Annotated in this window: 13 protein-coding genes; 3 read left to right on the top strand and 10 right to left on the bottom strand. The window is 70.3% G+C overall.

Annotation, left to right across the window (positions count from 1 at the left end):
• Positions 1-99 precede the first annotated feature (99 nt).
• Positions 100-381 carry a glutaredoxin family protein gene (locus IE244_RS32505; protein ID WP_191877167.1) on the bottom strand — a complete coding sequence of 94 codons (282 nt, stop codon included), beginning with the start codon at positions 379-381 and terminating at the stop codon, positions 100-102.
• 154 nt (positions 382-535) lie between these two features.
• Here IE244_RS32505 and IE244_RS32500 point away from each other — a divergent pair, with 154 nt between their 5' ends.
• From IE244_RS32500 to IE244_RS32490, 3 genes are all read left to right on the top strand, one after another.
• Positions 536-1,462 carry an HAD family hydrolase gene (locus IE244_RS32500; protein WP_191877166.1) on the top strand — a complete coding sequence of 309 codons (927 nt, stop codon included), beginning with the start codon at positions 536-538 and terminating at the stop codon, positions 1,460-1,462.
• Positions 1,463-1,832: 370 nt separating this feature from the next.
• Positions 1,833-2,609 (top strand): ECF subfamily RNA polymerase sigma factor, BldN family, encoded by a 777-nt coding sequence (locus IE244_RS32495; RefSeq protein ID WP_191877165.1) that lies wholly within the window; start codon positions 1,833-1,835, stop codon positions 2,607-2,609.
• A gap of 248 nt (positions 2,610-2,857) precedes the next feature.
• Positions 2,858-4,090 (top strand): DUF5667 domain-containing protein, encoded by a 1,233-nt coding sequence (locus tag IE244_RS32490; RefSeq protein WP_191877164.1) that lies wholly within the window; start codon positions 2,858-2,860, stop codon positions 4,088-4,090.
• 83 nt (positions 4,091-4,173) lie between these two features.
• Here IE244_RS32490 and IE244_RS32485 read toward each other — a convergent pair whose 3' ends face one another.
• The 9 genes from IE244_RS32485 to IE244_RS32445 form a co-directional block, all read right to left on the bottom strand.
• Complete coding sequence (locus tag IE244_RS32485; RefSeq protein WP_191877163.1) at positions 4,174-5,238, bottom strand: lysophospholipid acyltransferase family protein; 1,065 nt, start codon at positions 5,236-5,238, stop codon at positions 4,174-4,176.
• A 14-nt stretch (positions 5,239-5,252) separates the two neighbouring features.
• Positions 5,253-6,314, bottom strand: a complete 1,062-nt coding sequence (locus IE244_RS32480) for an NAD-dependent epimerase/dehydratase family protein (protein ID WP_191877162.1) — start codon at positions 6,312-6,314, stop codon at positions 5,253-5,255.
• Positions 6,315-6,524: 210 nt separating this feature from the next.
• The gene (locus tag IE244_RS32475; protein ID WP_003948845.1) at positions 6,525-6,623 is read right to left on the bottom strand and encodes a 30S ribosomal protein bS22; all 99 of its coding nucleotides are present in this window, start codon (positions 6,621-6,623) and stop codon (positions 6,525-6,527) included.
• 145 nt (positions 6,624-6,768) lie between these two features.
• Positions 6,769-6,981, bottom strand: coding sequence for a helix-turn-helix domain-containing protein (locus IE244_RS32470; RefSeq protein ID WP_158727370.1), 213 nt, complete (start codon positions 6,979-6,981; stop codon positions 6,769-6,771).
• A gap of 129 nt (positions 6,982-7,110) precedes the next feature.
• Complete coding sequence (locus IE244_RS32465; RefSeq protein ID WP_191877161.1) at positions 7,111-7,926, bottom strand: phosphatase; 816 nt, start codon at positions 7,924-7,926, stop codon at positions 7,111-7,113.
• Between the two features lie 82 nt (positions 7,927-8,008).
• Positions 8,009-9,181: an acetoin utilization protein AcuC gene (locus tag IE244_RS32460; RefSeq protein ID WP_191877290.1), complete on the bottom strand. Its 1,173-nt coding sequence runs from the start codon at positions 9,179-9,181 to the stop codon at positions 8,009-8,011.
• Positions 9,132-10,349 carry an MFS transporter gene (locus IE244_RS32455; protein WP_191877160.1) on the bottom strand — a complete coding sequence of 406 codons (1,218 nt, stop codon included), beginning with the start codon at positions 10,347-10,349 and terminating at the stop codon, positions 9,132-9,134. Before IE244_RS32455 ends, IE244_RS32460 begins: the two co-directional genes overlap by 50 nt.
• Positions 10,350-10,437: 88 nt before the next feature.
• A complete protein-coding gene (locus IE244_RS32450; RefSeq protein ID WP_191877159.1) occupies positions 10,438-11,178 on the bottom strand; it encodes a VC0807 family protein in 741 nt (246 codons plus the stop codon).
• 93 nt (positions 11,179-11,271) lie between these two features.
• On the bottom strand, positions 11,272-11,916 hold the full coding sequence (locus tag IE244_RS32445) for an HAD family hydrolase (protein WP_191877158.1): 645 nt from the start codon (positions 11,914-11,916) through the stop codon (positions 11,272-11,274).
• Between the last annotated feature and the right edge of the window lie 92 nt (positions 11,917-12,008).

Below are 12,008 nucleotides of genomic sequence, written 5' to 3'. Positions count from 1 at the left end.
CCTTCGTTACTGGGGGCAAACCCGCACACTCTCCTCACGAATCCCGCCCCCGAGACCAAACCGCCGTCGATCCTAAGTGACTTTCCGGGCCAGTTTGGACTAGTCGGTCAGTGCCCGACGCAGTCGCTCCTCGTTCACGCGCCAGAAGGTGTGCTGTTCGCCGTCGATCAGCACCACCGGGATCTGCTCCCAGTACTTGTCGTGCAGATCACGGTCCTCGGTGATGTCCTTGTGCTCCCAGGACACGCCGAGCTCGCCGCAGACCTTGTCGACGACGAGCTGGGCGTCGTCACAGAGGTGACAGCCGGGCTTGCGGATCAGCGTGACGAGCCGCTCGCGGGGATCGGCCTTACGCCGGAAAAGGGGACTCATACCGGCCATTCTCCCGCGTCGCCCGCCGGCGCCTCCCCGCGCGCGGAGCCCCTGATCCACACCCCGGCCCGCGCGCCCGTTTTACGGCCAGGTCGCGGAGAGTTCACACGCTTCCAACCTCTCGACCGACGGAAGCACCGAACAAACTGGCTATGCTCACGACATGGCCGCTCTCGGATGGCTCACTCCTCGTAGGCGCTCCGCCACGGCGCGCAGCGTGTTGGCAGGCGAGGCCTCGGCGGAGGCTGCCCGCAAGTCGTCACAGGAAGCGCAGGCCCCGCAGGTCGCCGAGGAGGAACCGGACTTCCCGGTGATCGGCGACGACAAGGCGGCCGCCTTCTTCGACCTCGACAACACCGTGATGCAGGGTGCCGCGCTGTTCCACTTCGGCCGGGGCCTGTACAAGCGGAAGTTCTTCGAGACCCGCGACCTGGCCAGGTTCGCCTGGCAGCAGGCCTGGTTCCGGCTGGCGGGCGTCGAGGACCCCGAGCACATGCAGGACGCCCGCGACTCGGCGCTGTCCATCGTCAAGGGCCACCGCGTCGCCGAACTCGCCTCGATCGGCGAGGAGATCTACGACGAGTACATGGCCGACCGCATCTGGCCCGGCACCCGCGCCCTCGCCCAGGCCCACCTGGACGCCGGTCAGAAGGTGTGGCTCGTCACGGCGGCACCCGTGGAGATCGCCCAGGTGATCGCCCGCCGCCTGGGCCTCACCGGCGCCCTCGGCACGGTGGCCGAGTCGGTGGACGGCGTCTACACCGGCAAGCTGGTCGGCGAGCCGCTGCACGGCCCGGCGAAGGCGGAGGCGGTGCGCGCCCTGGCGTCGGCGGAGGGCCTCGACCTCTCCCGCTGCGCGGCGTACAGCGACAGCCACAACGACATCCCGATGCTGTCCCTGGTCGGCCACCCCTACGCCATCAACCCCGACGCCAAGCTGCGCAGACACGCCCGCGAGCAGGACTGGCGGCTGCGGGACTACCGCACGGGCCGCAAGGCGGCCAAGGTCGGCATCCCGGCGGCGGCCGGCGTCGGCGCGGTCGCCGGCGGCACCGCGGCGGCCATCGCCCTGAGCCGACGGCGCCGATAGGCGCCCTGCGCGCCCCCCGGCAGCCGTGCCGCCGGGGGCGGCGCGGGCGGGCGCGGTGGCACCCCTGAGCGAGCGGCGCGTCAAACCCGACCGCCCTGTTACCGCGCACGGATTATGCCGCGGCCATTTCAACACGCCCCGTACCTCACCGAAACCGGCCGCTTTTCGATCAACAAGCGGTCAATCTGCGGCACTTGATGCGGCGCCAATCGATAAAAGAAGCGACGCAATCGATGATTTGAGCAACTCGGTGTAGCAGTGCCTGCACGAAGCGTTATTCTCCTCAGACGCAAACCGGTACCCCTCCGTCGCTACGACGGGTGAACGGTCCCGCACTGCACGTGATGGAAGCTCTGCCTCTGGGAGTCCCGTGTACCCACACGTCGGGGTTGACGCCTCGGGCCTGGCTACGCTGCGCGCAACAGTCGCAACGGTCAAAGAGACGCTGCGCGGCCTCGTCCCCACCGCGTACGCCGTCCCCGCCTTCGCCGCCGCGCCCGTCGGCCCGTGCTACGCACTGGCCGACGGCAGCGCCGCGGTCGGCAGACGGGGGCGCTCCGCCGGCGCCGCCACCGCCCGCCGTCCGGCCGCCGACAGCGACAGCGCCCGGATGATGGACCTGGTCGAGCGCGCCCAGGCGGGCGAGGCCGAGGCCTTCGGCCGGCTGTACGACCAGTACAGCGACACGGTCTACCGCTACATCTACTACCGCGTCGGCGGCCGGGCCACCGCCGAGGACCTCACCAGCGAGACCTTTCTGCGGGCCCTCAGGAGGATCGGCACCTTCACCTGGCAGGGCCGCGACTTCGGGGCCTGGCTGGTGACGATCGCCCGGAACCTCGTCGCCGACCACTTCAAGTCCAGCCGTTTCCGGCTGGAGGTCACCACCGGCGAGATGCTCGACGCCAACGAGGTCGAGCGCTCCCCGGAGGACTCCGTCCTGGAATCCCTGTCGAACGCCGCGCTGCTCGACGCCGTACGCCGGCTCAACCCACAGCAGCAGGAGTGCGTCACGCTCCGCTTCCTCCAGGGCCTCTCGGTCGCCGAGACCGCCCGCGTCATGGGCAAGAACGAGGGCGCCATCAAGACCCTGCAGTACCGCGCCGTACGCACCCTGGCCCGGCTTCTGCCGGACGACGCCCGCTGAGCCGCAGCCCCGCACGCCGCCACGGAGGGCAACACCCAACTCACGCTCCGTGAAAGCCCGTTGCCTTTCCGAACCGGTCATCCGCCGTCCGTAACCCAAGTGCCGCGCCAGTCGTTGTGCGGGATACAGGCTCCCTGTGGTCACGTCTTGGCCGACCCTGATCACTCGATCGTGTGGAAGTGGTCGCGGCGTGCAACCCTCAGGACCCCCTGGGGAGTCGACCGTCATGACGAGAGGAGGTGCCGCCAGTGATCGCGAACGTATCAACCCACCGGCGGGCGAACGCCTTCGCCCAGGCCCTGGAGGAGCAGCCCGACCGGGACACGGCGGCCGAGCAGTCCGAAAGTCCGGCGGGATTCCCGCCGACCGCCGAGGAACGCTCCGAGCAGGGCGAGCTGCTGGCCCTCACCACGGACCTCGGCGCACTGCCCAAGCCGCAACTCGATCCCGAGGTCAAGGTCGTGCAGCGCGCCCAGCTGGTGGCCGCGATGGAGGCCATGCTCCAGGAGGGCACCGGGGCGGCGGACACGCCCGTACCCGGACAGCGAGGGCACGGCCGGGGCGCGCACCGAGCGAGCCCGCTGGGCAAACTCCGCCCGCGTTCCCGGCTGACCAAGGGGCTCGCCGCGGGCGGGCTCAGCGTCGGCGTGGCCGCAGGAGCCTTCGGCGGAGTCGCCGCCGCCAGCTCCGAGGCCCTGCCCGGCGACTCGCTGTACGGCCTCAAACGCGGCATCGAGGACTTCAAGCTCAACTACCTGACCGACGGCGACGACCAGCGCGGCCAGACGTACCTCGACCAGGCCTCGACCCGGCTCAACGAGGCCCGCCGGCTGATGGACCGCGGCCGCGGCGGCCAGCTCGACCACGAGTCCATCGGTGAGATCCGCCGCACGCTCTCCGGCATGCAGCACGACGTGGCGGAGGGCCACCGCCTGCTCCACGAGGCCTATGAGGCGGACCCCGGCTCGCTCGGCCCGATCCAGGCCCTGTCCACCTTCTCCCGGTCCCACCGCGAGGTCTGGAGCGCGCTCAGCGACAAGCTGCCCGTGCAGCTCGGGGACGTCAAACAGCAGGTGTCGTCGGTGTTCGACGCCATAGACCAGGAGGTCGCCCCGCTGCAGTCCCTGCTCCCGCCGCCGCCCTCCCAGAGCAGCGACGGCAAGCGGCAGGGCACCAGCTCGGCCACCACCGGCTCCTCCGGCGCCCACCGGTCGTCGACCACGCCCAGCGCCTCCGGCCACACCCCGGCCTCCGGCAAGCACACCAGCTCCGGAGTCCCGAGCGGCTCGGCCACCGGCAGCAGCGGCGAGGGCCTGATCGGCGGCAACACCGGCGGGCTGCTGGAGCCGCCGAAGACGGGCCCCGGCAGCAGCACACCGTCCACCAGCAAGCCCCCGACGACCGCACCGGACGTCACCCTTCCCCCGCTCCTCCCGGGCCTCCTGCCCGGCCTGGGCATCGAGGGCGAGGAAACGCACTAGCCCCCCACGGATGCGACGACGGGGGCGCCCTTTCCGAGCAGGGCGCCCCCGTCGTCGTATCCGGACCAGGCCCCGGACCGGCGTCAGAAGAACACCGAGCGCCGCTGCACCAGCAGCTTGTACAGCGTGTGCTGGATCTGCTCCCGGACCTGGTCGGTCAGGTTGAACATCAGCATCGGGTCCTCGGCCGCCTCCGGCGGATAACCGTCCGTCGGGATGGGCTCGCCGAACTGGATCGTCCACTTCGTCGGCAACGGGATCGCACCCAGCGGACCGAGCCAGGGAAACGTCGGTGTCAGCGGGAAGTACGGGAAGCCCAGCAGCCGCGCCAGCGTCTTCGCGTTGCCGATCATCGGGTAGATCTCCTCCGCCCCGACGATCGAGCAGGGGATGATCGGCGCGCCCTGCCGCAGCGCCGTCGACACGAAACCGCCACGGCCGAACCGCTGGAGCTTGTACCGCTCGCTGAAAGGTTTCCCGATGCCCTTGAAGCCCTCCGGCATCACCCCGACCAGCTCGCCCTGCGCCAGCAGCCGCTCGGCGTCCTCCGCACACGCCAGGGTGTGCCCCAGCTTGCGCGCCAGCTCGTTGACCACCGGCAGCACGAACACCAAGTCCGCCGCCAGCAGCCGCAGATGACGGCCGGCCGGATGGCGGTCGTGCACGGCGACCTGCATCATCAGCCCGTCCAGCGGCAGCGTCCCGGAGTGGTTGGCGACGATCAGCGCCCCGCCCTTCGCCGGGATGTTCTCGATGCCCTTCACCTCGACCCGGAAGTACTTCTCGTACACCGGCCGCAGCATCGACATCAGGACCTGGTCGGTCAGCTCCTCGTCGTAACCGAAGTCGTCGACGTCGTAGTCCCCGGTCAGCCGGCGGCGCAGGAAGGCCAGCCCGGCCGCCACACGCCGCTCCAGGCCCGCGTCCCGCCCCCCGTCACCCGACCGCTCCAACGGCCCCTCCGCACGGCTCACAGACCCGTCTTCCTGCCCCCCGCTCCGGCCCGGCAGAGGCTGAACCTCACCCATCTCCCCGGCCTCGCCGAGCGCGCCGCGCCGACTGCCCGCGCCGCGCCGCCGCGCCGGGCGCTGCACGGCGCTGCCCCGGGACCGGTCGTCGTCGAACGGAATGACCTTGGCGTCCGCCATCGTTGCCGCTCTCCTCAGTTGGCGCTGTGCGTGGTGAGCCGGCCGCCGCCCCTCGCGGCCAGCGCGGCGATCCGGTCGACGGCCCCCGCGAGGGCCTCCGGCGGCACCAGACCCGGGCCCTGGCCGCGCGCGAAGTCCTCGAACGTCTCCGCCGTCGTGTACCGGGGCGTGAAACCCAGCGTCTCGCGCATCTGGACCGTGTCCACCACCCGCCCGTGCGTGAGCAGCCGGATCTGCTCCGGCGAGAAGTCCGTCATACCGAGCGTACGCACCAGCGAACCCGCCCACGTGACCGCGGGCAGCAGCAGCGGCACGGTCGGCCGCCCGAGCCGCCGGGAACACTGCGACAACAGCAGCACGCCGTCGCCCGCGATGTTGAACGTGCCGCTGTTGAGGGTGCCCCGGCGGGGCTCGTGCGAGGCGATCCGCAGCACCTCGATGACGTCGTCCTCGTGCGCGAACTGCAACCGCGGGTCGTAGCCGAACACGGTCGGCAGGACGGGCAGCGCGAAGTAGGAGGCCAGCGGGGTCTCCGCGGCCGGCCCGAGGATGTTGGCGAACCGCAGCACGCACACGGCGACGTCCGGCCGACGCCGGGCGAACCCGCGCACATACCCCTCGACCTCGACCGTGTCCTTCGCGAACCCACCGCTCGGCAGCGACTTCGGCGGAGTCGTCTCGGTGAACACGGCCGGATCACGCGGCGCCGACCCGTACACGTTCGTACTGGACTTCACCACCAGCCGCGTCACGGCCGGCGACTTCTGGCAGGCGCCGAGCAGTTGCATGGTGCCGATGACGTTGGTCTCCTTGACCGTGGCCCGGCTGCCGCTGCCCAGCGCCGTACCCGTCACGTCCATGTGGACCACCGTGTCGGCGCCCGTCTCGGCGAGCACCCGGGCGATGGTCGGCTGCCGGATGTCGGCCTGGATGAAGTCCGCCCCGCCCAGATGGTGCGCCGGCGGCACCGCGTCCACGGCGATCACCCGGTCGACCTCCGGATCCCGCTGGATCCGCCGTACGAACCGGCCGCCCAGTTGCCGGGCCACTCCGGTGACGAGCACGACCTTCCCCAAGATCAGCGCCTTCCCTCGTACGTGATGCGTACGGCCAACCTAGCGGGTTGATGTTGCGCTGTGATGACCGCCCGATGCATGAGGTGACGGAAATTCACTCATCGGAACTTCCGGCTCACCCGGTGGGACGGGTGCCCCGGAAACGGCTGTGGCCTCCCACCAGTGCGATGGGAGGCCACAGAAACACGCTGACACGCTCTCGCGCGTCGCTTACTTCTTGTTGCGACGCTGAACGCGCGTGCGCTTGAGCAGCTTGCGGTGCTTCTTCTTGGCCATCCGCTTGCGCCGCTTCTTGATAACAGAGCCCACGACTACCCTCGCTCACTTCTCATCACTCGGTTGTTTGGGCGCCATGGGCCCACACGACCTACGAGGGGCTAGCCTACCCAACCGAGCGCCCAGGTCGTAATCGAGGGGGTAACCCCAGGTCACCCGCGGCCACCCGGGGTCGTCGTCAGGCCGTCTCCACCCCCACATAGCTGTCACGGAGGTACTCGTGTACCGCCTGTTCCGGGACGCGGAAGGACCGCCCCACCCGGATCGCGGGCAGATGACCGCTGTGCACCAGGCGGTACACGGTCATCTTCGACACTCGCATCACCGAGGCGACCTCCGCCACGGTAAGGAACTGAACCTCGTTCAGAGGCCTCTCGCCAGCTGCACCCATGACACACCTGAACCTTCCGCACTCGACGGCCACCGGCTTCCCCTTCCGGTGACTCTTCGTCGTTGCGTGCTCACTCCCCAATGTAGGGGCGGGTGATGCAAGTGGGGAAGAGGTGCACCCATCGCAGGCCTACTGTGACAGACTCGCTCGTTTGAGTACGTAGCGGGTAAGCGGCCGGTAGTGATCAGACCGCACGCCGTCATCAACCGGAACGACGACGGACACGCGCCCCTCCGCCTCCCCCACGAACAGCGCCGGATCATCGGTGTCGGCCAGACCGATCGCCTCGAACCCCAGCTGACCAGCACCGCAGACCCACCCGTGGTCCCCGACGACCAGCTCCGGCAACGGCCCCCCACCCGCCGCCGCGGCCTCCAGCACGACCCGAACCGGCAGCGGTGAATGACAGTGCACGCCCGGCTCACAACCGGGGCGCCCACCACCGGGTTCCCGCACCAACCCGACCCCCCGCGCGTAGTCCAGTGCACACGTACGTAGACCGAACCGGGTCAATATGTCGACACAGCGACCCTGCGCCGGGGTGAGCACGGCACACCCCGCCGCCGAGAGCGCGTCCGCCAAGCCTGCGTAGAACCCGAGCAGCCGCTGCGGATGCCCGGTCCCGAACAACACCGGCGCCCCCCGCCTCGCCGCCTCCCCGATCCGTCCCGCGAACGCGTCCAGCGCGGCCAGCGTCCGCTCGGGATCGATCACATCCGGACCCGAAGTGTGCCGAGGATCGGCCGAGACCCCGCACCTCTCCGCCATCAGGCCCAGCACGTCCCGCTGCCCCCAGACCCCTTCGGGGTCGATGCCGATCAGCACCCGCGGATCCCGGGCGGCGAACAGCCGGTAACTTCGCAGACTGTCCTCCCGCGAGGTCCCGATCTCCCCGGCGAGCCGGACAGCCAGCAGATGCGCGCGCAGAGCTCCGCCGGTCCACATGCGTGCGATCGTGACGCATCGGACCGGGCGAGGGGACGGGAACGGACGAAGTCCGCACGGTTGGCCTAACGGCCGGGAAGGGTCACGGCAGCAGCCCGCGCAACGGAAACACCGCCTGGCGAGTGGCCCGTACGGCCTGGTCCAGGCGATCAGCGGGGTCGTAACCCGACTCCCACGACGCCCAGTTCACCGGCCACCGCCCATCCGTCATCCGCTGCGGCCCCAACTGCCGGGTCCGGGCGAACACCTCCTGCCGCCACGGCTCGGGAATCACCGCCTCGGGCGCCACCGGCCTCCCCGCCGCGATCCCCACCAGATGCGTCCACGACCGCGGCACGACATCGACCACCGCATACCCGCCGCCCCCCAGCGCGATCCACTTCCCCCCGGCGTACTCGTGCGCCAGCTCATGACACGCCACCTGCACCGCCCGCTGCGCATCCAGCGACACGGCGAGATGCGCCAGCGGATCCTCGAAGTGCGTGTCGGCCCCGTGCTGCGACACGAGCACCTGCGGCCGGAACTCCGCGAGCAGCTCGGGCACCACCGCGTGAAACGCCCGGACCCACCCCGCGTCCCCGGTCCCCGCCGGCAGCCCGACATTCACGGCCGAGCCCTCGGCACAGTCCGCCCCGGTCTCCTGCGGCCACCCGGTCTGCGGGAACAACGTACGAGGGTGCTCGTGCAACGAGATCGTCAGCACCCGCGGATCCTCCCAGAACGCCGCCTGCACCCCGTCCCCGTGGTGCACGTCGACGTCCACATAGGCGACCCGCTCGGCCCCCAGCTCCAGCAACCGGGCAATGGCCAGCGCGGCGTCGTTGTAGATGCAGAACCCCGACGCGCCTCCCGGCATCGCGTGATGCAGCCCGCCCGCGAAGTTCACGGCATGCTCGGCGTCCCCCCGCCACACCGCCTCCGCCGCCCCCACGGACTGCCCGGCGATCAGCGCCGACACCTCGTGCATCCCCGCGAACGCGGGATCATCGACAGTCCCCAGCCCGTAGGCCCCGAGGGCCCGCGCCGGATCCGCCGAGGCCGCCTTCACGGCGTCGATGTAGTCCTCCCGGTGGACCAGCCGCAGCGTCGACTCCCCGGCCGGCTTGGCCGCGACGACCTCCATCTCCCGGTCGAGCCCGAAGGCAGCCACCAGTTTCCGGGTCAGCGCCAGCCGGACCGGATCCATCGGATGGTCCGGGCCGAAGTCATAGCCCGTTACTGCCTCGTCCCACATCAGCTGTGCGCGGCCGCTCATGCCCGCCACCGTATCGGTCCGGTTGAGCGGCGAACGACCTGGCGTACACCAACGTCACCAGCACCAACACCATCGGCACAAGCATCGCCCCCCGGTAGCTCCACGCGTCGCCCAGCGCCCCCACCAACGGCGAACCGACCAGAAAGCCCACGTAATTGAAGATGTTCAGCCGCGCGACGGCCGCATCCGAAGCGCCCGGGAACAACCTGCCCGCCGCCGCGAACGTCTGCGGCACCAGCACGCACAACCCCAGACCCAGCAGCGTGAACCCGAGCATCCCGACCCAGGCCCCGGACGCCGAGGCCACCACCGCGAACCCGCCCGCCGCCACCAGCGTCCCCAGCCGTACGACCGCCACCGCCCCGAACCGCCGCACCCCGAAGTCCCCGATGGCCCGCCCCAGCAGCGTGGTCACCATGTACACGTTGTACGGCACGGTCGCCAGCTGCTCCGAGCTGCCCAGCACGTCCTTCAGGTACTTGGCGCTCCAGTTGGAGACGGTCGAGTCCCCGATGTAGGCGAAGGTCATCACCAGGCACAGCGGCAACAGCAGCCTGAAGACGACACCCCCGCCCTGCCCCTGGCCCCGCTCCTGACCCACGGACGCCGGCTCGCCGTCGACGTACCACCGGCTCCCCACGAGCGTCGCGGGCAGCAGCACGGCCACCACCGGCAGGTACGACACCCACAGCGCGAGATGCCAGTGCGCCCCCACCCACGCCAGCGAGGCGCCCAGGATCCCGCCCAGGCTGTACGCGGCATGGAAGCTGAGCATGATGCTCCGCCCGTACGACCGCTGCAGGCTCACCCCCAGCATGTTCATGGAGGCGTCCAGCGCCCCCACCGCCAGCCCGAACGCGCCCAGTGCCACCGCCAGCTCCGCGATCCGCCCGCCCGCCCCGGCCCCGAGCAGCGCCAGCAGCACCAGCGGCTGGGACCAGCGCAGCAGCCGGCTGGGCCGTATCCGCTTCACCAGCTGCTCGGTGGTCACACTGCCGACACCCGCGAGGATGGGTACGGCGGCCAGGAACACCGGCAGCAGCGCGTCGGAGATGCCGTACCGGTCCTGGATCGCCGGGATGCGCGTCACGAGCAGGGCGAAGGTGGCGCCCTGGGCGAAGAAGCCGAACGCCAGCGAGGCCCTACCGCGCCGCAGCACATCTGTCATGGCGGCGAGCGTAGGGCCCCGGGCTACCGGTGGGTAGATCCAGCCAAAGATGAATTTCCCTCAGCTTTACCTGGTGAGTACGGGTGGGTCAGGCGGCGGCGGGCGCGGTGGCCCCGGCCTCGCCGACCTCGGCTCCGGACTCGGTCTCGGCCTTGAGCATCTCCTGCATCGGCTCGATGGCCAGTCCACCGCCGACGAGCATGCCGATCCCGATCGCGCCGACCACGAAGACCGTGCCGAGCCAGACCATGGTGTCCACGGGGACGGTGTAGGCACCCACCACCCGTGCGACGCACTCGGTGAGCAGCGCCAGGCCCCAGACGACGGAGTAGGCCCGCTCCTTGCGCAGGAACTCCGCGGACCGGGCCGCCGCTCCGGACGTCAGCCGCGTCCAGGCGGCCTCCTTGGCCGCGTCGGCCTTCACCAGGAAGGGCTTCAGGCCCGCGGTCATCATCGGCTTGCCCATGCGCACGGAGAGCAGGATCCCGATCCCGACGGTGCTGCTGACCACGCCGTCCTTGGCGAGCATCAGCCGGGGGTCACCGGAGACGAAGGTCAACAGCAGCGAAACGAGGTTGACGGCCAGGATCAGCCCCGCGAGTCCGTTCGCCTTCCGCTCCTTCACCAGGGCCCACACGGTCCGCACCGCCGGCACCACACTGCTCCAGGCGAGCGCGGCGAAGGTGCTCATCCCGAGGGCATCCTTGAACAGGTAGTACGAGCCGAGCGGGACCCCCACGTCCAGGACCAGCGGCAGGAAGTTGTCCAGCACGCTCGGGTTCTGCTTCTGCTGCTCGGTCCGGCCCTGGGCCCCCGTGTTCTTCGTCATGCCCTCAGCTTCGCCGCTGCGGGGGGTGCGCCGGTAGAAACGATCGTCCGGACGTCCGCATGACAATTGTCAGGTCCGGCCCGATGGCTCAGGTCATACCAGCAGGTCGGCCAACTCCCCCATGGACGAGAAAAGTTGGTTCGCCCCCGCCAGCCTTGCCGCCGGCGTCATCGCGGTGAACCCGAAGACATCCATCCCGGCCGCAACGGCCGCCTGTACGCCCAGCGGAGAGTCCTCGACGACCAGGCACCGTGCCGGAGCCACACCCATCCGCTCCGCGGCGTACAGGAACAGGTCGGGTGCCGGCTTCCCCCGTCCCACGTCCTCGGAGCTGAAGACGCGGTCCTCCGCGAACCACCGGTCGAGGCCGGTCGTCCGATGCCCGACACGGATCCGCGCATGACTCCCGGAGGAGGCCACGCAGTACGGCATCCCGTCCGCGGCCAGCTTCTCGAGTACCCCCTCGACGCCTGCGACGGGATGCAACTCCCGCTCGAACGCGGCGAACACGCGCGCGTGGAAGACGTCGTCGAAGTCGTCCGGCAGCCGCTGCCCGGTCCGCTCCAGCACCAGTTCGTGGATCCGGTGCATGGCCGACCCCATGTAGTCCCGGATGGAGTCCTCGTACGTCGTCGGGTGCCCCAGCTCGGTCAGATAGGCGGCCAGGTGCCGATTGGAGATCGGCTCACTGTCCACGAGAACACCGTCGTTGTCGAAGATGACAAGGTCATAGCGCATGCGGTCGAGCATAAACGCAGAAAGGCCCACGCCAGATGGCGTGGGCCTTTCTCAAAAATTGTTCGGCGGCGTCCTACTCTCCCACAGGGTCC

Source organism: Streptomyces filipinensis, assembly GCF_014649495.1.
In the GTDB taxonomy this organism is placed as follows: domain Bacteria; phylum Actinomycetota; class Actinomycetes; order Streptomycetales; family Streptomycetaceae; genus Streptomyces; species Streptomyces filipinensis.
The sequence above is the reverse complement of the archived record's forward strand: the minus strand, read 5'-3'. Positions and strand labels throughout refer to the sequence as shown.